Origin of the sequence: Ferdinandcohnia sp. QZ13 (assembly GCF_031324165.1) — a bacterium.
Taxonomy (GTDB): domain Bacteria; phylum Bacillota; class Bacilli; order Bacillales; family Bacillaceae_L; genus Ferdinandcohnia.
Window position 1 is genome coordinate 1319052 of sequence record NZ_JAVIVW010000015.1, and the last position, 24543, is coordinate 1343594.

Annotated in this window: 26 protein-coding genes; 3 read left to right on the forward strand and 23 right to left on the reverse strand. The window is 37.8% G+C overall.

Annotated features, from left to right (window positions below):
* Positions 1-219: 219 nt before the first annotated feature.
* The 4 genes from RGU12_RS20605 to RGU12_RS20620 form a co-directional block, all read right to left on the reverse strand.
* A complete protein-coding gene (locus RGU12_RS20605) occupies positions 220-1350 on the reverse strand; it encodes a Ger(x)C family spore germination protein (protein ID WP_309537719.1) in 1131 nt (376 codons plus the stop codon).
* Positions 1347-2447: a GerAB/ArcD/ProY family transporter gene (locus RGU12_RS20610; RefSeq protein WP_309537720.1), complete on the reverse strand. Its 1101-nt coding sequence runs from the start codon at positions 2445-2447 to the stop codon at positions 1347-1349. Before RGU12_RS20610 ends, RGU12_RS20605 begins: the two co-directional genes overlap by 4 nt.
* Positions 2444-3988, reverse strand: coding sequence for a spore germination protein (locus tag RGU12_RS20615; RefSeq protein WP_309537721.1), 1545 nt, complete (start codon positions 3986-3988; stop codon positions 2444-2446). Before RGU12_RS20615 ends, RGU12_RS20610 begins: the two co-directional genes overlap by 4 nt.
* 121 nt (positions 3989-4109) lie before the next feature.
* Complete coding sequence (locus RGU12_RS20620) at positions 4110-4925, reverse strand: ZIP family metal transporter (protein ID WP_309537722.1); 816 nt, start codon at positions 4923-4925, stop codon at positions 4110-4112.
* A gap of 150 nt (positions 4926-5075) precedes the next feature.
* On the opposite strand from RGU12_RS20620, the gene RGU12_RS20625 reads away from it, so the two are divergent.
* A complete protein-coding gene (locus RGU12_RS20625) occupies positions 5076-5453 on the forward strand; it encodes an SLAP domain-containing protein (RefSeq protein ID WP_309537723.1) in 378 nt (125 codons plus the stop codon).
* Between the two features lie 28 nt (positions 5454-5481).
* On the opposite strand, the gene RGU12_RS20630 is transcribed toward RGU12_RS20625, so the two are convergent.
* The 8 genes from RGU12_RS20630 to RGU12_RS20665 form a co-directional block, all read right to left on the reverse strand.
* Entirely contained in the window at positions 5482-5787 is a 306-nt protein-coding gene (locus tag RGU12_RS20630; protein ID WP_309537724.1) for a monooxygenase, read from the reverse strand.
* Positions 5788-5812: 25 nt separating this feature from the next.
* Positions 5813-6385 (reverse strand): NADPH-dependent FMN reductase, encoded by a 573-nt coding sequence (locus RGU12_RS20635; RefSeq protein ID WP_309537725.1) that lies wholly within the window; start codon positions 6383-6385, stop codon positions 5813-5815.
* Positions 6386-6557: 172 nt separating this feature from the next.
* Positions 6558-7094 carry an NADPH-dependent FMN reductase gene (locus RGU12_RS20640; RefSeq protein ID WP_309537726.1) on the reverse strand — a complete coding sequence of 179 codons (537 nt, stop codon included), beginning with the start codon at positions 7092-7094 and terminating at the stop codon, positions 6558-6560.
* A 121-nt stretch (positions 7095-7215) separates the two neighbouring features.
* On the reverse strand, positions 7216-7446 hold the full coding sequence (locus RGU12_RS20645) for a hypothetical protein (RefSeq protein WP_309537727.1): 231 nt from the start codon (positions 7444-7446) through the stop codon (positions 7216-7218).
* Positions 7443-7970 (reverse strand): RNA polymerase sigma factor, encoded by a 528-nt coding sequence (locus RGU12_RS20650; RefSeq protein WP_309537728.1) that lies wholly within the window; start codon positions 7968-7970, stop codon positions 7443-7445. The genes RGU12_RS20645 and RGU12_RS20650 overlap by 4 nt, the downstream gene beginning before the upstream one ends.
* Positions 7957-8334: a hypothetical protein gene (locus tag RGU12_RS20655; protein ID WP_309537729.1), complete on the reverse strand. Its 378-nt coding sequence runs from the start codon at positions 8332-8334 to the stop codon at positions 7957-7959. Before RGU12_RS20655 ends, RGU12_RS20650 begins: the two co-directional genes overlap by 14 nt.
* A gap of 172 nt (positions 8335-8506) precedes the next feature.
* Positions 8507-8752: a hypothetical protein gene (locus RGU12_RS20660; protein ID WP_309537730.1), complete on the reverse strand. Its 246-nt coding sequence runs from the start codon at positions 8750-8752 to the stop codon at positions 8507-8509.
* Between the two features lie 166 nt (positions 8753-8918).
* The gene (locus tag RGU12_RS20665) at positions 8919-10646 is read right to left on the reverse strand and encodes an ABC transporter substrate-binding protein (RefSeq protein WP_309537731.1); all 1728 of its coding nucleotides are present in this window, start codon (positions 10644-10646) and stop codon (positions 8919-8921) included.
* Positions 10647-10752: 106 nt separating this feature from the next.
* On the opposite strand from RGU12_RS20665, the gene RGU12_RS20670 reads away from it, so the two are divergent.
* The gene (locus RGU12_RS20670) at positions 10753-11982 is read left to right on the forward strand and encodes an MFS transporter (RefSeq protein ID WP_309537732.1); all 1230 of its coding nucleotides are present in this window, start codon (positions 10753-10755) and stop codon (positions 11980-11982) included.
* A 74-nt stretch (positions 11983-12056) separates the two neighbouring features.
* Here RGU12_RS20670 and RGU12_RS20675 read toward each other — a convergent pair whose 3' ends face one another.
* The 4 genes from RGU12_RS20675 to RGU12_RS20690 all read right to left on the reverse strand — a co-directional run bounded on the left by RGU12_RS20675 (position 12057) and on the right by RGU12_RS20690 (position 17364).
* The gene (locus RGU12_RS20675) at positions 12057-13517 is read right to left on the reverse strand and encodes a hypothetical protein (RefSeq protein ID WP_309537733.1); all 1461 of its coding nucleotides are present in this window, start codon (positions 13515-13517) and stop codon (positions 12057-12059) included.
* Positions 13483-14034: an RNA polymerase sigma factor gene (locus RGU12_RS20680; RefSeq protein ID WP_309537734.1), complete on the reverse strand. Its 552-nt coding sequence runs from the start codon at positions 14032-14034 to the stop codon at positions 13483-13485. The genes RGU12_RS20675 and RGU12_RS20680 overlap by 35 nt, the downstream gene beginning before the upstream one ends.
* Before the next feature lie 197 nt (positions 14035-14231).
* Complete coding sequence (locus tag RGU12_RS20685; protein WP_309537735.1) at positions 14232-15425, reverse strand: PDZ domain-containing protein; 1194 nt, start codon at positions 15423-15425, stop codon at positions 14232-14234.
* A 493-nt stretch (positions 15426-15918) separates the two neighbouring features.
* Positions 15919-17364: a S41 family peptidase gene (locus RGU12_RS20690; protein ID WP_309537736.1), complete on the reverse strand. Its 1446-nt coding sequence runs from the start codon at positions 17362-17364 to the stop codon at positions 15919-15921.
* A gap of 370 nt (positions 17365-17734) precedes the next feature.
* Here RGU12_RS20690 and RGU12_RS20695 point away from each other — a divergent pair, with 370 nt between their 5' ends.
* A complete protein-coding gene (locus tag RGU12_RS20695; protein ID WP_309537737.1) occupies positions 17735-18163 on the forward strand; it encodes a GNAT family N-acetyltransferase in 429 nt (142 codons plus the stop codon).
* A 189-nt stretch (positions 18164-18352) separates the two neighbouring features.
* Here RGU12_RS20695 and RGU12_RS20700 read toward each other — a convergent pair whose 3' ends face one another.
* The 7 genes from RGU12_RS20700 to RGU12_RS20730 all read right to left on the reverse strand — a co-directional run bounded on the left by RGU12_RS20700 (position 18353) and on the right by RGU12_RS20730 (position 24408).
* Positions 18353-18919, reverse strand: a complete 567-nt coding sequence (locus RGU12_RS20700) for a helix-turn-helix domain-containing protein (RefSeq protein ID WP_309537738.1) — start codon at positions 18917-18919, stop codon at positions 18353-18355.
* 435 nt (positions 18920-19354) lie between these two features.
* Positions 19355-19765, reverse strand: a complete 411-nt coding sequence (locus RGU12_RS20705) for a flagellar basal body-associated FliL family protein (RefSeq protein WP_309537739.1) — start codon at positions 19763-19765, stop codon at positions 19355-19357.
* A gap of 166 nt (positions 19766-19931) precedes the next feature.
* The gene (locus RGU12_RS20710) at positions 19932-20834 is read right to left on the reverse strand and encodes a chemotaxis protein (protein WP_309537740.1); all 903 of its coding nucleotides are present in this window, start codon (positions 20832-20834) and stop codon (positions 19932-19934) included.
* Between the two features lie 244 nt (positions 20835-21078).
* Positions 21079-21438: a response regulator gene (locus RGU12_RS20715; RefSeq protein ID WP_309537741.1), complete on the reverse strand. Its 360-nt coding sequence runs from the start codon at positions 21436-21438 to the stop codon at positions 21079-21081.
* A 34-nt stretch (positions 21439-21472) separates the two neighbouring features.
* Positions 21473-21934 (reverse strand): chemotaxis protein CheW, encoded by a 462-nt coding sequence (locus RGU12_RS20720; RefSeq protein WP_309537742.1) that lies wholly within the window; start codon positions 21932-21934, stop codon positions 21473-21475.
* A gap of 13 nt (positions 21935-21947) precedes the next feature.
* Positions 21948-23927: a chemotaxis protein CheW gene (locus RGU12_RS20725; RefSeq protein ID WP_309537743.1), complete on the reverse strand. Its 1980-nt coding sequence runs from the start codon at positions 23925-23927 to the stop codon at positions 21948-21950.
* Positions 23928-23943: 16 nt separating this feature from the next.
* Positions 23944-24408: a chemotaxis protein CheX gene (locus RGU12_RS20730; protein WP_309537744.1), complete on the reverse strand. Its 465-nt coding sequence runs from the start codon at positions 24406-24408 to the stop codon at positions 23944-23946.
* Positions 24409-24543 lie beyond the last annotated feature (135 nt).

Here is a 24543-nt window from a genome sequence, read left to right on the forward strand (position 1 = left end):
ACAGGTTTCGCGACCCACCATTTTATGGAAAGTCACTTCCTCATGCAGAGGGTAGACTCCTTGATAAATCAATAATACCATAAACTACCATAAGAAGCCTGAATCCGATTATGGATTCAGGCTTTGATATTTGGGTAGGGATTTGTTGCCGCGGAGTTAGGGTGGAACTGGAATTTGTCTCGGCGGAGCCACAAGAACCGTCCCTTTGGCACCCTTTGGTTACTTGCTGGTTTCGTTGACGGTGCCTATGCCTTTGATTTCGATTTCGACGGATACGTTGATGTCGGCTTGGGATAGGGCTTCGGTCCAATTGTCTTCTACTTTTTTGAAATGTTCGTATTCATAGGCTCTAGCATAGATTCCAAATCCAATTGGGTCGATTTTATGGCTTTGGATTTTTTTAAACAGTTTTTCATATTCCGTTTTCAACCGGTGCTCAATGATTTCCTTGATTTTCGCTTCATTTGTTTTTATATCCATAGATAATAGACTTTCGAGAATAAAAATGGTCATGGAGACTTTGACATCAAATGTAAACTTGGCCATTTCATGCGATGTTTTAATTTTGGACTTCACATCTGTCACTTCAAAACTCAGATCGTGCTTATTAAAAATTCCGTCCTTATTATCTGTCGGTATAGTGATTGTTGTGTAACTAATTGGGTGTTTCTGATTATGTTTTAAAAAGAGGAATAACGTGGATTCTGATAAATTAAGAGAATCTACATATTTCCCACTATTATCAAGCAACACGTTTCCAATCACTTCAACCCTTTCACCTTTTTTCACGTTGGATAAAGCTGGTGTCACTCCCTTATCATAAAACTCAGAATGGAGCTGTTGAAGGGTCCCTTTTTCCGTTCTCGTTCGTTTATGATTTTTATCAATGACATTCTTCAGATACATGACAAGATAGGCATTACTTTTCGGCTGATAGTTGATAACTTCCGATACCTGACCGTCCACAACGACAACTCTTGTATTAAGCGAAAAAGTACTGTTCCTGTACAACGTATCTAATATCGGAAACCAATTTTCATGTTCCACAACCTTTTTTCCTAATAAGAGGATCTGGATTTTGGCACCTGTAACCTCGCCACTTTCTACTGCATCAAAATACTTCTTAGAATCCCGTATCGTATCCGCTTTTGTGTGATATGTCTCAGTTTGAACCTTTGCTCCTTTATTAAATACAGGGCTGGACTCATAGAAAACAAGATTATTGTTTTCATCAAGATCAATCCCTAAAATGAAGACAATCGTCGTATCTTCTAAAGGGACTTGGTATCCACAGCTAGTGAGCATCATTAAAAGTGGAATGATTATAAAAGTATGGAACGAACGTTTCATTTTATGCTCCTCCTTTTAAAAAGGCCATGTATCAGGACATATCCCCATAAACAAATAGGGAAAGCGTACGTAAAGAGGTAACTTAGTATCTGTAGTTCCTTACGCCATGTCAAACTAATATTTGCGGAAGGTGGAAACAAAATAACAAAAATCACACTAAATACGAGTAACCAAAATAACGGTTTTGTGTGTTCCTCTTTACCAAATAACCAACTTGTACTAAAGACAGATACAAACATAAGTGGGAGGACTTTTGTAGACATGACAAAGATATATAAAGCGAACAAAACAATCTCTAATCGTTCAATAAATTTAAGCTCAATGACCTTCAAAATGGTGATAGTTGGTTCATTATACTTTGCAATTTCATCAGGACTAAAAACGACAAATGCAACAAGCGTAATCATCAAGTAGGCAAACATGGTAATTGTATTCGCAATAACAACCCCGATTGAAGCGTATTCCTTCTTTTGTAAATATGGATAAAGGAAAAAGGCGATTTCAAAGCCAACAAATGTGATGATGGTTATGTTTACAGTTTTAATGACTGGGTGCCAACCTTCCTTTAGTAGGGGAAGTAGATTCAGAAATTGGGCTTCTTTTAAAGAAAGCATATAAAAGAAAATGATCCAAATCGTCATAAAAAAAACAACCACAGAATATCTTCCAATAATTTGAATATTGTTACGTACCAATAAATACGAAGGGATTGCTAACATTATCACGAGTAAGGGTATGGATGCTCGAGGTAAAACCCAGGCTTGGATAAACATCGCTTCTGTAAAAAACGAGTAGAGAGCTAAAAGAGCAAAATACAATCCCAAGACCACCCCACCCACTTTCCCTCCCCACTTTCCAAAGTAAAATGAGAGCAGGTCAAGAATCGTTCCATTCGGGTGTTTTTTCATAATTTGAATAATAATTAAACTTGTAACTGTGGCGATGAACCACCCTAAAATAATGCCGATCCACCCATCAGTCCCCGCCTTTACTGCTAAATCTCGAGGTAAGGTAAGGACGCCAACTCCAATTTGAACACCATGAATTAATAAGATGAACTGCAACAATGTGATTTGTTTTCCTTGAACATTCATCATTTTTTGTCACCCTTTGGACGACTGGAATCGGCCCTTCTCAATTGAATGGCCATAGAACTAACTGGACGTTTGAGAATAGACCATTGTGGGAAACGAATAAACAAATCCTTCCAGTCCTGAAATCGCAAGGGGGATACAGGGCTAGCATAGGAAATACCAAGTGATTTTAACTCAATGAGATGGATGATTAATATCATTAAACCTACACTTAATCCTACAAAACCAAATAATGAGGCCAAAATCATCATCGGGAAACGAATAAGCCTAATGGAGGCCCCCATCTGATAATTTGGGATAATAAAAGAGGCAACGGCTGTTAACGCCACAACGATGACCATAATATTACTGACAATCCCAGCCTGTACTGCAGCCTGTCCAATGACAATACCACCGACGATTCCAACGGTTTGTCCAATTTTTGCGGGGAGTCGAATTCCGGCCTCACGTAACATCTCCAGGGCAATCTCCATAATTAATGCTTCAATGAACGGTGGAAATGGCACTCGTTCCCTCGACACCCCAATGGACATAAGCAATTTCAATGGAATTACTTCGAAATGAAACGCAATCACCGCGATATAAGTCGCCGGTAAAAAGATGGCCATAAAAAAACCAACATACCTTAACAGTCGGATAAAGGAAGCGACTAACCAACGCGAGGTATAATCATCCATGCTTTTAAAAAACGAAAAAAAAGTCGCTGGAGCCACTAAGACATTTGGGGCTCCATCCACCACCATCACCATTCTTCCAGCTAAGATTTCCGAAGCTGCCAAATCAGTTCGCTCCGTTACAAGAAATTGTGGAAATGGTGAATAGGGATTATCCTCAATGTATTCTTCTAACACCACACAATTTGTAATACTATCAACCTTAATTTTTATAAGACGGGTATCAAGTTCCTTAATCAACTCCGGGTTGGCAACATCGTCTAAATATAAAATGGAGACCTTTGTTTTCCCTCTTTCGCCAATGATGTATTCTTTTATTTTCAAATTTTGATTTTGTATATGCTTTCGTATGAGTGCAATATTTTTACTTCCCGATTCAGTAAAACCGATATGTTCTGCATAAATGGAAGATTCAATCGGAGTATCTTCAATCGAACGTTCCGGCCATTTTCCAGTATCTAAAAGGAATGCCACCGCGGATTGATCAACAAACAAGACACTCTTTCCCTGCAAAATTCCATCTGTAATTTGTGACCATGTGTTCGCTTCCTTAATTGTGGCAAGCGATACCTTTGGTGTGGGATTCTCATTATTCACATCAACCTGAAATAACAATGGTTTTAATACATGATCATTAACCACTGTATAATCAGTAAGTTCACTTAAATAGACGAGTGAAGCTTTCGCCTTTGTTTGTTTAATCACAAGGTTTGTCACAACTAAATCAGGCGTTTTACTGAAAATGCTTTTTACTTCAGTAAGATTCTGTTCTAATTGTGTGCTAATCAATTCCTCGTTTGACCCTGAGTTTTCGCTAGGATTTGATTGTTGTTGCTGAGGTTCCTTCTTATATTTTTTGAAAAAAGACATACGAATACCCACCTATGATATGATGGTTTAGTTTGCTTCATAGATTGGAAAAACATGCATATAAAGCTAAAAAGAACCGCGCATATATGCACGGTTCTTCGGTTTGGCAAGGCCAATATTTTTATCCTAACGCTACATCCAAAATCATCATCACGACAAACCCAATCATGAGGCTCATCGAAGCCAGATCTTTATTTCCTTTTTCCTGCGAACTCGGAATCACTTCTTCAGCGACAACGAAAATCATCGCGCCTGCTGCAAAACTTAAGGCATACGGAAGTAGTGGTTCAAAGAACGAAACAGCAAATGCTCCGATAACAGCTGCGATTGGTTCAACCATTCCTGAAAACTGCCCGTAGAAGAAGCTTTTTCTACGCGACATACCATCTCCTCTTAAAGGCATCGAAACCGCAATGCCCTCTGGAAAGTTTTGAATTCCGATTCCGATCGCCAATGTCAGCGCACCTGCTAAGGAAGCTTCTGTTCCTCCATTTGCAAGGGCACCAAACGCAATTCCGACCGCAAGACCCTCCGGGATATTATGCAGCGTGATTGCGAGCACTAGAAGGGTACTTCTTTTTTGACCTTTTGAATGTAGTCCTTCTGCATCTTTAATTGGTGCGTTTGGATGCAGATGAGGCAAAATTTTGTCTATTCCCCATAGAAAAATGCCTCCTAATAAGAATCCGAAAGCGGCCGGAAACCACGCTCCGATTGGGTTATCGCCAGACATATCGATTGCCGGTCCCAATAACGACCAATAACTAGCGGCGATCATCACGCCTCCAGCGAAACCTAACATACTGTCCAAAAGTCGCTGATTGATGGTCTTCGTTGCAAAAACAAGCGTGGCCCCAAGCGCGGTCATCCCCCACGTAAACAATGTCGCAAGTAAGGCTTGCATAACCGGATGAAAATTCTCAAAAAATGCAACCATGTTAAAGAACTCCTTTTCGTTCAACTAAATTAAAGTTTAGCATAACCAATGCATAGGTAAAATATGGAGTAGTCTGTGGGTATCGGACCCTGCGCAAATTATTTAAAACACAATGGCTCTGCTATAATTATAGGTAAGAGAGGTGAGCATATGCAAAGATTACTATTTGAAGAGGCGTGGGATCGGACGATTTCGCAGAAGGATCGAGAGGAAATTGAACGGATTTTTCAAGATGTGGTTTTGAACCTAGATATGGGAGTTACATTCACAACCGTCCGAATTGCAGTAAACCATAAGGTCGAACGTCTAGTAACATCTATCATACATAATAGAACGGAGCAAACTCTCATTTTTGAAAATACAATACTAGAAATTTGGGTCGGGGATAAACGGTTAGCCGAACACAATTTTACCTATCCTACACTTCAGGTACCACCTAAAACCAGCATGCCGTGGACGTTTATTTTCCCCGAGACCGTTGAGGTTCCCACTGACCAAGCCACATTTAAACTAAAAAAAGAGAAGTAGACTCTATTTAGAATCCACTTCTCCTGTTTCATTTTACCGGACCATTCGTGATTTCGGTTAGTTTTGAATTGATGGCAAAGATTTTCCCGTTTACCCCATTTATTCCAAAACCACCTAACCGTTTCGTATGCATGTCAAGGTACTTTTCAGCTGTTTCTTTTGTCTCGAACAAATAAATTCCACCCGCTTCTTTTGCTTCGGGATTCTCTGTCCAGATTTTCCAGATGAACCCTGGTTCCTCCGTAATGCTTTTCGCTAAATCGGTAAATGCATTTGCCATTTCATCTCCAAATGGCCCATCCATTTTAAAATCTACCTGTAATACATATGGCATGGTAATTTCTCCTTTTTATGAATCGTTATACTAAAACTCCTTCTCTCATTCCTTTCAATGCAGTCGACCAAGCGACAACATCGTCTAATGTATTGTTTAAAGAATCCTCGTGGTATGGTGCTGGATTAAATTTACTCATATCTTGAAAATCCGTGAATAGGCTCATTGCTACAGAAGGTCCAACAGTCGCTACCTTTGGTACCGTCAAAATGAGACGTAAATTGTTTGCAGCTGTTACACCTAAAGTAGATCCGTAGCTTACGATTCCCGCGGCTTTATGGTTCCACTCTACGTATAAATAATCAATAGCATCCTTTAATCCAGACGTAATAGCCTTATTATACTCTGGTGTGACAAAAATAAATCCGTCGAGACTATTAATTTTTTCAGACCAAGCATGTGCTTCTGGTGCTTGATAATCCTGAGACATAATTGCTGGAATCGGCTCATTAAATTTTGGTAGGTTGTAATCCTTAATATCGACCAATTCAAATTCTGCGTCTGTTCGTTTGTCCGCGATAGATTTCACCCATTCTGCTACTTGTAGATTTACCCTTGAATCTCTTGTACTTCCTGTAATAATACCGATTTTAACCATTCTTATTTCCTCCTATTGTGTATGTATGATGTATCTTCACTATAACAAGGACGAAAACAGGAGGACACCAACAGTAAATTGGATTTGTTGTTTATCCAACACTTTTGAAAAAGTGTATAAAAAATGACCCCCATTTAAGATTGGGGTCATGGGAAACATGTACTATCTATTTTCACTTTTTCATACTCTTTTGCAAAGAGATCATTTCTTCAGCCAGTTTATTTATTCGTTTTAGGAGTCCTTTATTCGAAATTTCATTGTCGTCATCGAATTCATCATTTTGAATAAAAACTTGATGAACAGGTACTGTCCCTTTTAAATACGAAAGGATGGGCTTTAGATGGTATTCCGAAACAAGGAAGTGTTTTTCTGTCCCACCGGTTGTAATGATCCCGGTCACCTTATTTTTGAAGGAATCGACCGGAAAAAAATCTAAGAGATTTTTTAAGACACCTGAAATGGACGCCTGATAAATCGGTGATCCGAAAACAAGCATGTCCGCTTCTAACATTTTATTGACCACTTTAATGGTATCGTCATTATAAAAGCTTAATGGGCTTCCATTTACAAATTCCATTTCGAAATCCTTTAGATCAAGTAATTCTATTTGAACGGAGAAGTCCTGTGCTTTAATTGCCGCTAACACTTCGTAGACAGCCTTCGATGTTTTTGCACCAATTAGTGAACCCGATATTCCAACAACTTTCATAACGCTACCTCCTAAAATTAATTATCCAAATATAGCGTTTGCTCCTATTAGTTCATTTATGTGAGAATCGGTTTACTCCGAAAAAGAAAAACGAGGGAAAAGAAATCCCTCGTTACTTTTTTTACAATAAGAATAGCACAAATGTTAATGGTAATATCAGTACAGGAAGCCATGAAATCGACAGAAATGCGTTCTTTTTATACCCGACTTCTGGGAATGGAATTGATACCGGATTAAAAAACCAGTTCGCCATTCGGCTAAGTCGTGATTTTTTCATCGGGAAGTCAGGTACTTCAACCGTGAATTGATCAAGCTTTTCTTTTAATTCTTTTTCAAATAGGTCGTGATTCAATCCTCATTCACCTCTAATTCTTCTTTTAGTTTTTTCAACGCACGATGTAGCTTGGATTTTACCGTTCCGACCGGGATGTGTAAAATCATGGAGATTTCTTTTTGTGTAAGATCATGGTAGTAGGTTAGCAACACAATCGCCCGTAAATCCTCCGGAAGCGATTGAATGGCAGATTGCACGGTTATTTTTTCATCGGAGTTTTCGTGATGTGGATGTCGGTCGGCCAGAATCGGTAATAAATTGCGAAATAAGTTCTGTCGCCTCAGCCTCGTCATCATCGTGTTGTAGGCAATTTGATAGAGGTAGGTTTTAAATTTTCCTTTTTCCTGATCAAATTGATGAAAGTTCCGCTGTAGTTTTTCAAAGGTGTCCTGAACAAGGTCAATGCTGAGCTGTTCGTTGTTCGTATACCGAAAGATAAACTGATACAAAGGGGCTTTGTACACATTGTAAATGACCTCCAATGCTTCCTTATCCCCTTTTTGAAATTTGAGGATTGCCTCCTCCGCCCTACTGTAACTCATCTGACCACCGCTCTTTTATTCCTTTATATACATAAGCAAGCTTCGTAATAAACCATATAAATGTAATCAAGCTAAAAACAAAGGTTTGATGAATGAAAAACTGGATAATCGGACTGTTGATGTTGTCCCCTCGTAAAAGGAAAACCAAAAGCCCCGTGATACATAAAAAGGTATACACAGCCGCTATTGTAATAATCGTATCCCATCTTGACCAATAAAAATAGATGTTTGATTTCGTAAAATCAATTTTCCCGTTATGATCTCGGACAACCTTCTTATTCATCGAACCAATCACCATCGCAAAAACCGTTCCAAGAATTGCAACAACGATAGAACTCACAACCATCCCCGTGATTGTCGTCATCTTTAACACTCCCTCATTTTTTTGTTCTTACTTCTTATACTAATGAGGGGAGGGAAAGGTTCATTTTTTTTGCAACGGAACATGACATAAAACATTTAATATGTACATTTCAAATATAGAAAAAGAGTGCTACTCATTGGAAAGTAGCACTCTCAATACTAGACGTTTTCAATTATCTGCCAAACCCTGGATAGAATCCGCCGTGGCCGTGGTGATAACCATAGCCTGGATAGAATCCGCCGTGGCCGTGGTGGTAACCATAGCCTGGATAGAATCCGCCGTGACCATGGTGATAGCCGTAGCCTGGATAAAATCCGCCATGACCATAGCCATAACCTGGGTAAAAACCACCTTGACCATAGCCATAACCTGGGAACATTCCAAACATTTGTCTGTCCATATGATCTCTCCTCCTCAAATAGGCTGCACCATAGTGTATGTGTCCCTATTCAAGGTGGTGCCAATCCAAATGTATTCCATTAAGTTGAGAAGTGAAATCACTGTACCACTAAAAAGCGTGCATGTTTACGTTCACCTACATTTTATGACAAATCACACATTTGTATTTTCCTCTGAATGCAGAGTTAATTTGGAATCCATACCTTTGTATAGTCGATATGTCCAAAGGAATGCGATTCAACATCTCTTATGTTAGAGTCTAAATTTCTAGTAATAATAGGATGATATAAAAAGAACATCGCAAGCTCAGATTGTAGATAGTGTTCGACTTCATCCATTATTTGTGTCCTTTTTCCAATATCACCTTCAAGCTCAAATAATCTTATTTTTCTATGTACAAATTCCTCAACTTTCTTTGAAAATAATCTATTAAACAACAATGATTTATTCATAAAAGCATATGAGAATGCAAGGTGTTTATCAAAAGAAAGTGACAAACCCATGATTAACATATCAATCTCTTCCTCAATTCCCTCTTTTAAAACTTCAGTGTATGAAGTTGGATAGACATTCATGTAAACACCATATTTATTTGCTTCCTTTTTTAACCACTCTCCTTCTCTACGAGCGCGTTCGTGATCAAAGCAATAGAGATTTAAAGTTTCTCCTCCATAGCCAGATAATTGAATGAGTGTTTGAATATCATTTGATGACTTTGATCTTGATTTTGAACGTTCTATGTCAAGGCTACTTGCCTTAACCAAATCTATCTTTAAGTCCTTTGCCATTTTTTGTACGTCAAATAAATGGAATATGGCTTCTCTGAAGGTTTGCTGTTGGATAATATTCTTGCGATTTAGGTTAAAGGATAATAGTTGCACTCCGGAATTCATAATCTTATGCCTGGTTGGTTTTATCTGAGACATATCTTCCTCACTTGAAAGATAAAGCATTTTTACAGCTTCATTCGATACATGGTAGAACTGAATCTCGTCTATTAATGGACGTTCTTTGAAATAGAAATCGTTCGCTTGTAATACCAATTTTATATTTGTTCTTTCCTTTACAAGGAATGGACCCGTACCACACCACTCTAATTCATCAAATTCAACATTGCTTGGTAAGATACAAAATATTGGTGCAGAAAGATATCGTAAAAGAAACGGATTGGGCTCATCAAGATGGATTTCCACCTTATATTGGTGAGGACACTCCACCTTTTGTATATTTCGAACCAGCCACGAATAAGAGGGAGGAGCGTTCTTAAATCGATTAATCGTGTAAGCTACGTCAGTGCTCGTAACATAGTCATGGTTATGGAAAAATACACCCTTCCTTAAATAGAACGTCCAAACTTTGCCTGAGGTGTCTACATCAAAATGGTGGGCAATATGCGGTATAAAACAATCGTTCTCGTTGTCGTATCGAATGAGTGTGTCTCCTAAATACTCTAAAAGATGTGTTTCTAACGCAAAGGAAACGCGTAATGGATCCAGCGACTTGATGTCTCTCGCCTTAAATGCATACAATACATCTTTTAACTCTGTTTGATCGTGTCTAATTCCCAACAAACCCCTAATTTCATTTGAGAAATTCACAACCCAAGACTTTGGAATTGGAAGACGGAGAATTTCAGCGATTTTTTCAAGTTCGCCCTTTTTTAGACAACCATTTATGAAGGTCTCTATCTCTTCTTGAAAAGAAGTAAAATAGGTTACTTTTGATACATTTCCTCTTCCTTTACCAGGTTGATAGGTTAAACGTTTTTTATCCTCTAATCGCCGGATAATACGTTTTGTATTTTTTCTAGTACAACACCAAATTGCATCAACATCTTCAAGCTTACATTCATAGTTCCTTCCTTTTTTATAATGCTCTAAATGTGACCGTAATAGGAAATAACGTTCCTCCACTCCTTCAACCTCCTAAAAGGGGACATTTTTATCCTAATATTACCCTTTTTCCCCCTTTTTAGAAAGTTCATAATAGTGATGAGTGAATACGGAAAGGATGGATTCTATGTTTAAACATTCAATCTGGAGGGAACAAAATGCAATTCTTTATTTCTCTGGAACCGCATTATCAAAATTAGGAGATAAATTTTACATTATTGCAATTCCTTGGCTCATCTATGAATTAACTCAATCGGCTGCAAGTATGGGAATGATGTTTCTTTTTCAAACATTGCCCTTTATTCTTGTGTCTCCAATCGCCGGCGTCCTTGCTGATCGTTTTCCACGAAGAACACTACTCTTTGCATGTGCCCTTCTTCAAGGATTATTGGTGGCTATCATACCTATTTTAAGCATTTTACAAGTGTTACAGATATGGCATATTTATGTTCTAGGCTTCTTTATTGCAAGTTTTGGGGCCGTATTCTCTGTAGTGAATGCAACGTTAGTTCCACAGCTGTTCAAGAAAGATAGTTTAATAAAAGTCAATACGACTCTGCAGTTTATTGATACTTCTTCAGTACTGCTTGGTAGTATGTTAGCAGGAATCTTAATATCAAAAATAAACGTATACAATGTTCTTTTCTTAGATGCGTTCTCATTTTTTCCAATTGCAGTTTCTATTTTATTTTTGACGTTTTTATCAAAGGAAGCTCCTTCGAAGGTGACATCAAATTCATGGCAACAGCTCCGTGAAGGGGCTACCTTTTTGTTTAAGCACTCCATTTTAGGACCCTTCACCCTACTTGTATTACTTGCAAATGTAGCCAATGGAGCACTAATTAGTATGCTAATCTATTTTTCTCGTGAAAAATTATTGTTAACCTCTGAGGAAATTGGATGGGTTTATGCGGGAGCCGCAGTTACACAAATAATCGCTATCGCAATCGTTAATTATCAAGGAAACAAAGGTAACCACATTCGTCTAATGTTAAATAATATCATCATCAGTGGACTAGGCATTATCACAGTCTCCTTCAGTTGGAATTGGCAAACCTTATTACTTGCTGTCGCCATCCAAAGTGCACCTGTCATTATGTTCAATGTGCTATTTAAAACAATGCGTCAAAGACTTGTTCCCTCCTATATTTTGGGTAGGGTAAACGGAATTATCTCAATGCTGGGGATGGGGGCACTACCATTGGCAGGGTTTCTAACGGGGATTATTGCTGAAGCTATAGATATCCGGTTCATCTTCTTTACGCTTGGATTCATTTCCTTCCTCGTGCCTTTACGATTTACTAAACTAACAAAATTGAACGTGGAGGAAGAGGAGAGGAAAGTCACAGTCATATAATAAAATAAGGCTGCATTTTTAGTACAAATGCAGCCTTGCTTAGAGAGGTAATTTTTATCTTTCCTGCAAATTTTTCATTGTGATTCTTGTCTTTTCCAAGGTTCTTCAATGCTTTCTAACCAATGAACCCACGCGCTAAAGCTACCATCAAATTGAAAATAGATTTGTTGTATTTCTGGGAATTTCTCAAAAGTTGCTGCATTCAGTGCGCTAAAAAAGGCTTGCGCTTCCGCACTTGCCGGACTACCCGCCAAGAAATCCTTAAAATCAATCACAACAGTCCCATGTTCATCGATGGCTACTCCATTCAATGAATCTTCATTCCCGTATTGGATATCGCCACTTTTTAAAAGCCTGTTCATTTCCTCTTCTAGTTCTGGAAAAGGCTTTCCAAATGTTCGATAATCAAAGCCAATATTGACTTTTTCTACCTGCTCCTCGATAAAGCTCTCATACCTTTTTCCCAAGGTTAATTCATATAAGGCTACATGCTCGTTTTCAGGAATAAGAAGGTAAACTTTATTTCGATCTGTTTTAATATAATTCTCCATTCGTTGAGGTTTATAGAGAAAGTTTTCCTCTGGAATACGTACACCTCCAAGCAAAGCACCCTGCTTATCAAGCCCAAATACATGTGTCTCTGAAGTAGGAGTATTTACAGGTGGAGTAACGGTCTGCATATAAATAATTTGTTCATCCGTCACCTTTTGTAAAGCCAAATTGCCATGTCCTAAATCTGAGAACAACGAAAGCTCAGTCTGCTTTCCTTCATCATTTAGTACTAATTTACTTTCCTTACGATTTACTACCTTAAAATGAAAAGACAGATTCTCTTCCTCTATGAAACTCATTGCTTTCAAGCTCGCAAATTTCTCTTGATTTTGGCTAACAACAATTTCATTATTTTCAAATTCATATAAGGAATCTGGGAAGAATAAATCAAGTTGTGATAAATCATAAATATGTGTTAGCTCACCGTTCACTTTGTATTGATACACAAGCTCTTCTCCCGAGTTTAAAATGTAAATATCTCCATCTTTCGTGACCAAAATATCCTCAAGAACACCGACCATATTTTGCTTTTTTTGGATAGGAAATGATGTTGTTTTTCCATCACGATCTCTAATCACTACTTGATACTTCACTTCATCTAAAAGATATAAGGTTCCATTCTCTATATCAAAACTACTAACTGGGTTCATACCTTGAGCCTCATATAGACCGATTTCTCCATCTCCATTACCATATTCAAGCTTATCTACCAATTGAATATGGGAGGATTCCTCAATCTCAAATGCTTTTGTTTTTTCTTTTTCAAACAGTGTAGATAAAATGAGTAACGGCAGAATCAGAACAACAGCTGTAGCTGCAAATAAGGGAAATACCCGCACTCTTGGTTTTTTCTTTGTTTCTTCCAACATGATTACATCATGTAATTCCTTCATAAAATCTTGACTTGGTACTAGGTCTGGCCTATCTTTAATTGGGTGAAGTAGCTGTTTAGCCTCTTGAGTTAGATTTTCGGTCTTTTTCATCTTCATTCACTCCTTCCAATACCTGTAGTTCCTTTTTCAAAATCTTCACCGCACGAAAAAAGTCAACTCGGACCTTTAATTCGGTACACTCCAATATTTCAGCTGCCTCCTTGATTGTCATTTCCTGAATTCCTCTTAAAATGAGTAAACTTCGATAATGAGGCTTTATTCGAAGTAGAGCACTTTGAATTTCTTGCCACTGCTCTTTGATAAGAAGATGGTCATCCAAGGAATCCCGTTTGTCATGGTGTGTCATTTTTTGAAGTAAATCAGGTAATGTAGACTTCAGCTTCTTTTTTCGCAAATAATCGATTGCCGTGTGCCTAGCGATCGACAGTAGCCAGTACTTTGCACGAGCATGATCCCTCAGCGTGTGACTGTTTCGTATTGCTTTTATAAACGTTTCCTGTGTAATGTCTTCTGCATCCTGTTTATTACTGGAAAAATACAACGAAAAACGATAAATATCTAAATGAAATTCTTTATATAAACTTTCTATATCCAACCCGCTACTCATTTACATCCCCCTTTCACTAACAAGTCGGGTGTCAATGTATTTTGTTTCAAATTCATTTAGTGTATTTCTTCATTTTTTATAATAATCCTCCTTAATCTATTGGACAGGAGGCTGATTGTTTTATATAAATAACAAAAGAGAAACAGCATATGCCGTTTCTCTTAATAGTCATTTTTGTAAATTATGAAAAAATGCAGCTACACCGCTCTGTGCTTCCATCTCTTACCTTCGTTCACAAAAAGGATGCCGAGTTCGTGGTGTTCACCCTCATATAGGGCGCGTTGCACGTATCGAACCTCTCCGTTTATATCTAACACATCGAGCTTACATAAGGCTCGATTTTTTTGGAGGGCCATGTAAAATTCTTGGACGGTTTTTACTTGTATCCCGTTGACCTTTGAAATTGTCTCTCCAATTTTGATTTGCATTTTTTCAGCTGGGGATTGGGGAATAATCCCGAGAACGAGCAGACCTTGGTTTCGCTGTGAAAAAATCGATGGTTTCGATTCGTCCATAAAATAATGCTTCAGGTAGATGAGTTCTCGTCCGGCTAATGCAAAACATGCTGCAATGATTGCTGCAACTGGAAACCAGATACTCGCAACCGCTAAACCAGTAACGATGATGCTTAATAGGATGACGCGTTTTCCAACGACCGGAATACTTTGGGTTGGAAGCATGCTTTTTACCTTATGATAAAAACCAATTCCGAATGGTACTAAAATCAATGAGTATGCTTGTCCGGACACGGTGAATACCGGCCACCATTCATAATGTGTGGTAAGAGCCTCCCCTGGCATCAGTAAAAATACTGGTGCAAGCCACAACCTTTGCGAAATGTGAGCACCGACTGGAAGCCCGCGTTTGCTTTTTAAAAGGTCTGGTGACGTACCGATATGACCTTTTTTCAGAATCAGAATTCCTTCCGCTAGTAAAAGGGCACCTAGTAAAATTGCAATCGATGCTAGACTTGTGTTACCCATGTCGTCTAGCAATCTCGTAATAAATTTATTTTCAACTGTTAGATTTGAGAGCAAAATAATTCCGAAAAACGATACTCCTAAAATATATGCTGGAGATAGTAAACGTGTATTGATCGGTAAACTTAATAATAATGTGACCATTGCAATTAACACGATACTGCCGAATGGAATCACAACACCAGCAGCGATGGTTACGACGGAAATGAGCAGTCCCCCAAGCCAGCCTCCTGGAAGGAGTGATCTTAGGTCGTAGAACCCGTCTTCTACTCTTATATGAAATGAGCGTCGCTCGCGTTTAACGCGAAAATAGCCTAGGAGCACGCAATACCCTGCTAAATAGTAAAACAATGGGTGCAGAAAGAATCGTCCAATTCCTTTTGCAAATTCAAGTAACCATGCTTCAATCATTCTTTTCACCACCTATGGATTTGACTTTATATGTAAAAAATTTCGTTCGATATACTAACTTTTATTGTACCAAATACTTGACGTAAAGCATACGTCGATTTTATGGAAAAAGGAAGTTGGGGATTTGGAGACGGGGATTTGGGTTTGTAGGTATGCTGCCAAGCTTTGCCGATAAATCAACTTTGCACCGATTTCCTAGTTTAGTGCAATGGTCGAGGGGATGATGCATATATGTGGGTTTTGATGCATATCCGAGGGATTTGACGCATATTCTCGAATTCAGATGCATATCTCCTGGTTCTGACGCATATTTTCTAGGTTCGACGCATATCTCCGTGTTCTAAACACATATTCGCGAGTTACCCCCCCAAATCCCCATAAGTTAGTCGGAATTCCGGGTCAACAGGAGGCCTGAAGACGTTAACGGGACCACAAGAACCGTCCCTTTGGTTCCAAAAAACACCTCTCCGGACTGGAGAGGTGCGCTTTGTTTTTATTTAAATAGGACTTCCATTGCCTTTTTGAGTTGTTGGTCGTTCTTTTTGTCACGGATGGATTCGATGACTTTTGCTTCGATGGCGCCGGCTGTTTTTCCATCGATAGTGCCTGTTGCTGGTATATCATTTGCTTGTTGGAATGCTTTTACTGCGATGACGGTTTCTCCACTGAAGTAGCCGTCTTCACGACCTGGGTCGAATCCTAATCCACTCAGCATAATTTGAGCATTCTTGATTTTTTCATTGTTCATGTTTTGTGTAAGTTCTTTTTCAAACTGGATTGGGTTCGCATAGAAGTATTCTGGTTGCTTCACTTCTACGGTTGGTTCAATCCCCTTTTCGTGAATCCAGTTTCCATCTGGTGTTAACCATTTAAACATCGTCAACTTAAGGTTACTTCCGTCACCCATGTCACGAGCCTGTTGAACAGTTCCTTTACCAAACGTTTTTTCACCAACTAGGTCATAACCACCTGCTTCTTTTAATGCACCCGCTAATATCTCAGACGCAGATGCACTACCTCCATTAGTTAACACGACGATTGGGTAGTCCTTTGGTTTTTCAAGAGTAGAGAAGAAGCGCTGCTTTTCTCCGTTTCTATTTTCAATTTGAACATATGGCTTTTCTTTTGTAACAAGCTGTTTTAAAATTTCCTCCACACTTTCAAGGAGTCCACCTGGATTTCCACGAACATCGATGATTAGACCTTCGATGCCTTTGTCCTCTAGTTCATTAAGTCCCACAACAAAATCCTCTGCAGTGTCTTGGGCAAATGATGTGATTTCAATATAGCCGAGTTTTTTATTGTTGTATTCTTTTAAGTCTGTGTACACCGTCTCAATCGGAATGGTGTCACGGGTTACTTTGACGTCCATTAAATCTGTGACACCCGGTCTCATGACTTGCAGAGTAACAACCGTTCCTTTTTCACCACGGATTTTTAAAACAGCCTCGTACAGATCAAGCCCCTCAATGCTTTCACCGTCGATTTTAATGATTTGGTCATTTGGCTTTAGCCCTGCTTTTTCAGCCGGTGAATCCTTAAATGGAGCGACAATTGTGACCTTGCCTTCCATCATGCTTACCTCTGCGCCAATTCCTTCAAACGAGGATTCGAGAGATTCATTGAACTGGGCAGCAGTTTCTTCATCCATATATGCAGAATACGGGTCATTCAGCGTACTAACCATCCCCTGAATGGCGCCCTCAATTAATTTTTTTTCGTCAACCTTTTCAACATAGCTTGATAAAATCAGGTTGTACGCTTGACCAATTTTAGATAAATTTTCTGTGTCTTCTTTAGTAGTGCCTTCTTTGTTTTGGTTTGGCTGTTGAACAAGTGGTTGTTCGTTTTGGCCGAGCAACTGAACCACTAAAAACGTAGCACTCGCCCCTAATAGTAAGGATAGTACCATATATAATGCGACAACTTTACGACTCACCTGTGTTCCTCCTCATCTCTAAATACAAATGCTTACCGTTAATTTTTGTAGCTTTTATGTTCTTATTCATGCCTTCTCTCATGTATGATAGTCGAAAAGTCATGATTACTCCGTAAGCATGGGCTTTTTGACTATCTGGTTAGAGTTGCAGGAAAAGGCACCACACATGCGTTAGTGCGATGCCTTTGTATAAAAATATGTAATGCTTGTACACTTTATGACAAAAATGAGGCAACGCCTCGATGTGCATTGGTAAAATTTTCGTTCCTTTTTTATTATAAAAGTTTTTTAAGAGTGAAGTAAAGAAAAATGTAGTAACCGGAGGATTTCCGCAGTATGATAGAGGAAATATTTCAGAGGAGTGATTGAGTTGGCGCATGAAATTCGTGAATTAAAGACGGTCGATGAGTGGAAAATGGCATTTCCGGTTATGAAGCAATTACGAACACATTTGACGGTCGAGGAATTTGTGGACTTAGTTACTGAGATGCAGCCTCAGGGTTATCGGTTATTTGCATTAATGGATGAGGGAAAGGTTGCCGCCGTTACTGGCGTCGCACAGCAACTCAATCTTTATTATGGTAAAAATATGTATGTGTATGATTTAGTTACGGATGAGGCTGGGCGATCGAAAGGCTACGGTGAAGCAATTCTATCTTATATACATGAACTTGCTCGCGAATTAGGCTGTGGTAAGGTGGCATTGACATCTGGTCTGCAGCGTGTCGATGCGCACCGTTTTTACGAAGATAAAATGGGGTATGAGCGGAAAAGTTATGCGTTCGTGAGGGAGTTGTAGGGTTGCAACTCGGGGGCATAAGCATAAGCTTAGCCCCTTTTGACTTAAATAAGATTTTACGAAGACCCGCCTAGAAGGCTTTCTACCTTCTAGGCCACTTTTCATCAATTGACTAACTCATTTCTTTTTCCCTTACAGAAGCCCAACTGCTCTACCCCTCATTGTGAAATTCACCCTCGTTTTCACATATTATTCTTCCTTCATTCTATAATATTGTTTTCCTACACTTGATGCACTCCTACCTAACTTCTTACCAATTTCACCAAATGTATATCCCATATTTTTTAATTCTAATACCTTTCTCTTTTCACTGATCGTCCATGCGCGATAATTAACTATTCGGTCTTGGTTTTTGGCTCTCTCTTCATCAACCCATTCTGGTTCTGGAGCCAATATGTTCTTTTCAATCTTATAGAAGGAAATCTTTTCTTTATTCTTTTCCGCCCACTCCCAAAATTCTCCTGGCTTTATAAAATAATATTGTTTATGTTGCCTCGTGATTTGTTTTACGCAGGGTAATTCATGCCTTACAACCCAATTCTCTACAGTCTTTCTATCTACAAATAGTATCTTTGCAAGCTCCCCTAAAGTTACCATACCGGTTTGTGAGCGAGTATCACCAATTCCTAAACGGTGAACTTTAATTGAAATTGAATGATATGGTCTATTTAGCTTTTTCGCAATGGTTGTAAGTTTCATAAAACCAACATTCTGTTTTAAAAATTCAATTTCTTCTTTTGAATAAACCTTAGACACTTTATTACTCCTTTTATCGATTTATACTACATTCACTTGAAAAAATGGATTAAAAACAAATATAAAACCCATAAGAATGATGTAACGGCTCCAATTCCAAATAATAACTCAAAGAACTCTTTATTGTTAAGTTTTATATTCATGCTATTCTCTCCTGGAAGTTTGAGTTTTTTATATTCATTAATTCTTAAAACTATCCTTACTGCAACGGATGGTAACTGAATTTGATAACCCTTTGACTTTTCCAAGTTGTAGAAGCTATTGTCTTTTTTGTTCAAGTCTTCCAACTCATTGCATTATTGTATTCTTCCCTTTTTCAAGTTCACTGAGATACTACATACCACTGATTGTGAATCATTGCGAAAATGCATGCATTCGAATACGTAGCCATACCCGTCCATTCACAAAAAAACAAGGCGGTAACACCCTGTTCTATTACTGTAGCATTAAGTTCGTAAAGTACACATTCTCTACATCTAAGTTTAATTTCTCTTCTATTTTTTCTACTAGTTCTTCTGATAGTTTTTCCCTGTTTTCAAAGTTTCTAAAATCTTCAAGTGTCTTAGAGTTAATGAAACTTACTATGATATCATTCATCTGATAATGATACTTTTTCGATTCCTCTATAAATTCTTCATTCGTCGAAGAGATGACAACAGATGCTTTGACAAAATCTCTAGTAGTTTCTTTTAAATTTAGATTTGCCATTATTTCAAATGGTTCTGCAAAAAACTCTTCTTTTTTCTCTACTTGGCTGGCTTCAACAACTGTATCAATATCTAGAGTAAAGTACAGTACTGCAACAACTGCCCCCGCCAAAATAGATGATAGAAGTATAGTTAACAATATTAACTTTTTTATAATATTCCCCTACTCTCAATGCCAAAATATTGTTATAGCTGAATATCTATTCTTCCGTTCGAATAACGGATAGTCGATATAAATCTCATCCTTTACTACTTTACACAAGTCGAATTAAAACATTGGAAAAGATAATCGGACCGGAAAAATCCTAAAGAACGTGTTTGTCAATCAAACCTACCAGTTCTACAATCTCGGGTTTACTAACTTGGGCAGTAGCTCCAACCATTTCGCCCTTATGTCTTAAATCATCTGTGATAAGGGAGGAGAAGATAATCACTGGAAGGTGTTTCAAATCCTCATTTGCCCTAATTTGCTTTGTAAAATAATGACCATCCATTTGACGCATTTCTATATCAGTTATTACGAGTTGAACACTATTATCTATCTTTTCTCCATTTGAAGACTTACTAATTAGAAATTCCAAAGCTTCCTGTCCATTTTCGAAAAATAAGAGATTCATATATCCTGCTTCATTTAATGATTTACGAATAAGGTTCTGAAGGAATATTGAGTCTTCAGCAATTACAATCGTTTTGTTAAAACGTTCTCGACTTTCTAAAGCTTGTAGGCCATCAGGGTTAATTCCTAATTTATTATCAATATCCACCATAATCTTCTCAAAATCTAACAGTAATATTAGATTATTTTTTATTTCCACTACACCTATTATTGAATTCTCTGTTCCACTATTTACCGAAGAAGGTTTTTCAATATCCTTCCAAGATATCCGGTATATTTGAGTTACCGTGTGAACACGGAAAATGAATTTTTGCTTATTAAATTCTGTAATAATAAATTTATCAAGCTTCCCATTTTCAGATGGTCCCTCTCCTAAGACTTTTGCTAAATCAATAACCGGCATGATTTCTCCGCGGATTTCGACAATTCCTTCAACACTTGGATGTGAATTTGGAAGTTTGGTTACATGAACAGGGTTAATAATCTCCCTGACCTTAATAACGTTGATCCCAAAGCGAGTCTCCCCAATAGTGAATTCAACAATTTCCAATTCATTCGTACCAGTTTCAAGTAGAATTACATTTTGACTCATTCTTTTTTCTCCTTATGGTTAAAAAACACAAATTTGATGGGCTGTACAATATCTAACTAATTTTGAACTCTTGTATTAAATTATATAGGTGGTCATTGAAATCCAATATGTATTTACGGGGCTAACAAACCACCTCGATGCAAGTCAGTTATTGAATAGGCAACTTTTTGTGCTTTATTTTTGAGTATCAAAGGAACTTTTAAATAGTAAAACCGTTATATCTACTTACTAAATTTATATATTCTTAATTTAAAAATTTATCCAAAGCTTCCTTTATTCGATCTATTGAAAATGGTTTTACAATAAAATCTTTTGCACCTGCTTTGATAGCATCAATAACCATACCTTGTTGCCCCATTGCGGAACACATAATAATTTGAGCATTAGGATATTTCCGTTTTATTTCTGTCACTGCTTGAATACCATCCATCTCCGGCATTGTAATATCCATGGTGACAAGTTCGGGGATTAATTGTTCGTATTTTTCGATTGCATCCACCCCATTTTCTGCTTCGCCTACTACTTCGTGTCCAAGCTTAGTTAGCATATCTCTTAGTTGCATTCTCATAAAAGCTGCATCATCCACTACTAATACTTTCGCCATTATAGCCTCCTGTAATCACTTTCTATTTGTTCAATTAAACTTCAATTGTTTCTTTTACCTCATTTATTTCTTCTTTATTTAAGACTTTGTCCAGATTCAGTAGAAGGAGTAATCGATGCTCAAGTTTTGCAACACCTTCTATATAGGATTCATTAATTCCATGTATAACGCCTGTTGCAGAATCAACAAGGGATAAATCAAGGTCAATTACATCAGTGGCCGCATCTACAATTACCCCTAATTGGATATCACTTATTTCCACAATGAGAATTCTAGTTTCAGTAGTTGGAACTGTTTGTCCCATTGCTAATCGTTCTTTTAAATCTATAATTGGGGTCACTTCGCCACGAAGATTGATCACTCCTTTAATAAATTCAGGTACATTTGGAATACGGGTAACTTCTTGAAGTCGCTCGATTGATCGTATTTTTTGTATATCTGTTCCATATTCCTGGTCTTCTAATCGAAAAACAATCACTTTTGACTGACCTTCCATCCACTTATCACTCCTACTTCACTAATTCATTCGGGTCAATTATCAAACAAACTTGTCCATTTCCTAAAATGGTAGCCCCTGAAATGGCATGAATATCTTGTAAATAACCGCCTAGCGATTTCAATACAATTTCTCTTTGACCAATGAAAGAATCGACTACTAATCCTGTTACCTTTTCTCCACGTTTAACCACCACAATCGCATGAGTGGTTTCCACTAGTTCTTTCTCATTCGGTACTTCAAAGACATCTTTTAAGAAAACTAATGGAACAACTTTTCCTCTAAAATCGATTACGTTTTGATGGTGAGCTTTCATGATCTCATCATTCTTAATAACCAGTGTTTCTAAGATTGAGGACAGGGGAATCGCATATATTTCTTTCTTCACATTTACAAGCAAGGTCGAAAGAATCGACAAGGTAAGTGGCAATTGAATAGAAAATTTACTTCCTTTTCCCTTTTCAGATTCAACAAACACTTTTCCACCTAAGGATTCAATCTTACTTTTTACAACATCTAAGCCCACACCGCGCCCTGAAACATCAGACACTTTGTCAGCTGTACTAAATCCAGATGAAAAAATAAGTTGATAGACTTCTTCATCAGAAAGTTCCCGCGACTGTTCTTGCGTCACAAGCCCTCTCTCGATTGCTTTTTTCAATACTTTCTCACGGTTTATACCATTACCATCATCTTCAATTTCAATAAAAACGTGATTCCCTGCGTGATAGGCTTTTAATAGCAGTTTCCCTTCTGGCTTCTTGCCAATTTCTGTTCTTCGTTCTGGTAGTTCAATTCCATGGTCAATGGAATTACGAAGAAGATGAACAAGGGGATCACCAATTTCATCCACCACCGTACGATCTAATTCTGTTTCTGCCCCACTAATATCCAAGTGGATATTTTTGTGTAGGTCTTTTGATAATTCTCTCACCATTCGTGGAAAACGATTGAATACTTGCTCAACAGGTACCATTCTCATCGCTAGCATCATTTGTTGCATATCCTGTGAAATTCTTGATAAGTGCTTGACAGCTTCATCTAATTCAACATTTTTGACTTTATCTGAAATGTCCTCGATAAGCCCTCTTTCTATCACAAGTTCTTCGAACAAATTCATCAAACGGTCAATTCGCTCGATGTTAACACGAATGGTTTTTGAAGGAGACTTTAATTTTCTAACATCTTTTTCAATGGGTTCCTCTTCCTCCACCGATGGTTGCTTAATAGTTTCCTTCGTACTATCAGTATTAAATAGGGATACTTCCGCTCTTTCAATTTCAGAAACCTTCAAGATACTATTTTGAATATCGTCTTTTGATTCTTTTGATAAAAAAACGACTGAGAAAGTTTGTTCAAATTGTTCATCTTCTAATTCCTCTACGGAAGGATTAGACTTAATGACTTCCCCCATTTGACCAAGAATATCGAATACCATAAAAATACGCGCTGCTTTTAACAAACAACTTTCAGTTAGCTGAACTTTTATTTCATAGACATTGTAACCTTGCTCTTTCGATTGAGATACAACAGATAATTGATACTGATCAAGGGCTATTTCTGATTGGGGGTGAGAATCTCTTTGTTCCTTATTGCTAGTTGGTGAATGCCCACCACCCTTTTCCATTTCTTCTAATTTTGAAACAAGTGCTGTTACATCCTTTTTTCCTTCTCTACCTCCACTAATATCAGTCACCATTTCTTCAAGTGACTTCAATGCTTCAAACATCGTATCAATGACATCTGTTGTCACATCAAAACTTTCGTTCCGTAATTTATCCAGTACATTTTCCATCTGATGGGTTAAAGACGCTATGTCTTGAAATCCCATTGTTGCAGACATACCTTTTAATGTATGAGCGGAACGGAAAATTTCATTAATAATCTTACGTTCATGTGGATCTTTTTCTAATAATAGAAGATTGTCATTCACTGATTGTAAATGTTCCCGACTTTCATCAAGGAACAATTCTAAGTATTCACCCGTATCCATGAATCTCACCCTTTTTCTAGTTGTCTAGTACTAAATAAATGTCCATATCACCTATATTAGGATAGGATAGGGCTACTCCAATTGCCTTTTCAAATCCTAACAAAGCAGTGTCACCCTTCATAACTGTAGGGGAAGTAATATCAATAAATACACCATCCTCTGCGAGATTCGTTGCCATTCCCCCAGCAATCATATTCCCTAATTCACCCGCAAACGAGGATAGCATTTCACCTTCTAAAGCCATACCAAACATGATTTCACCGATAGAGCCAAAAAGAGCTTCATTCCCTTTAAGAACTAATTTCCCTTTTAAATCACCCGTAAATCCGATAAGGACACCAAATGACATTTGTAATGATTGATCTAATAAAAAAGGTTTACCTAGCCCAAAATCCAAAGGAACAACAGTCTTTATTGCCCCAAGCGTTCCGTTTAATAATTCCAAAACGGTTTTATTTCTTTGTTTTATATCTACAGCCACTTCTATTACTTCCTTTCACTTAATGATATTTCCAAATCAGCAATAGAATTTTCGCAAAAAAAGAGAATGGTAGTTAAAGTGACTACCACCCTTTCTTATCATTCATAGTCTGAACTGTTACAGTTAAAAAATTCC

Excerpts from the sequence above, each read along its gene's own strand:
- RGU12_RS20715 (WP_309537741.1), bottom strand. The coding sequence starts at position 21,438 with ATGGCGAAAGTATTAGTAGTGGATGATGCAGCTTTTATGAGAATGCAA.
- RGU12_RS20680 (WP_309537734.1), bottom strand. The coding sequence starts at position 14,034 with ATGAGTAGCGGGTTGGATATAGAAAGTTTATATAAAGAATTTCATTTA.
- RGU12_RS20720 (WP_309537742.1), bottom strand. The coding sequence starts at position 21,934 with ATGGAAGGTCAGTCAAAAGTGATTGTTTTTCGATTAGAAGACCAGGAA.
- RGU12_RS20710 (WP_309537740.1), bottom strand. The coding sequence starts at position 20,834 with ATGAGTCAAAATGTAATTCTACTTGAAACTGGTACGAATGAATTGGAA.
- RGU12_RS20675 (WP_309537733.1), bottom strand. The coding sequence starts at position 13,517 with ATGAAAAAGACCGAAAATCTAACTCAAGAGGCTAAACAGCTACTTCAC.
- RGU12_RS20620 (WP_309537722.1), bottom strand. The coding sequence starts at position 4,925 with ATGGTTGCATTTTTTGAGAATTTTCATCCGGTTATGCAAGCCTTACTT.
- RGU12_RS20685 (WP_309537735.1), bottom strand. The coding sequence starts at position 15,425 with ATGATTGAAGCATGGTTACTTGAATTTGCAAAAGGAATTGGACGATTC.
- RGU12_RS20655 (WP_309537729.1), bottom strand. The coding sequence starts at position 8,334 with ATGACGACAATCACGGGGATGGTTGTGAGTTCTATCGTTGTTGCAATT.
- RGU12_RS20615 (WP_309537721.1), bottom strand. The coding sequence starts at position 3,988 with ATGTCTTTTTTCAAAAAATATAAGAAGGAACCTCAGCAACAACAATCA.
- RGU12_RS20610 (WP_309537720.1), bottom strand. The coding sequence starts at position 2,447 with ATGATGAATGTTCAAGGAAAACAAATCACATTGTTGCAGTTCATCTTA.
- RGU12_RS20725 (WP_309537743.1), bottom strand. The coding sequence starts at position 23,927 with ATGGATACGGGTGAATACTTAGAATTGTTCCTTGATGAAAGTCGGGAA.
- RGU12_RS20650 (WP_309537728.1), bottom strand. The coding sequence starts at position 7,970 with ATGAGTTACAGTAGGGCGGAGGAGGCAATCCTCAAATTTCAAAAAGGG.
- RGU12_RS20670 (WP_309537732.1), top strand. The coding sequence starts at position 10,753 with ATGTTTAAACATTCAATCTGGAGGGAACAAAATGCAATTCTTTATTTC.
- RGU12_RS20640 (WP_309537726.1), bottom strand. The coding sequence starts at position 7,094 with ATGAAAGTTGTTGGAATATCGGGTTCACTAATTGGTGCAAAAACATCG.
- RGU12_RS20630 (WP_309537724.1), bottom strand. The coding sequence starts at position 5,787 with ATGCCATATGTATTACAGGTAGATTTTAAAATGGATGGGCCATTTGGA.
- RGU12_RS20635 (WP_309537725.1), bottom strand. The coding sequence starts at position 6,385 with ATGGTTAAAATCGGTATTATTACAGGAAGTACAAGAGATTCAAGGGTA.
- RGU12_RS20625 (WP_309537723.1), top strand. The coding sequence starts at position 5,076 with ATGCAAAGATTACTATTTGAAGAGGCGTGGGATCGGACGATTTCGCAG.
- RGU12_RS20605 (WP_309537719.1), bottom strand. The coding sequence starts at position 1,350 with ATGAAACGTTCGTTCCATACTTTTATAATCATTCCACTTTTAATGATG.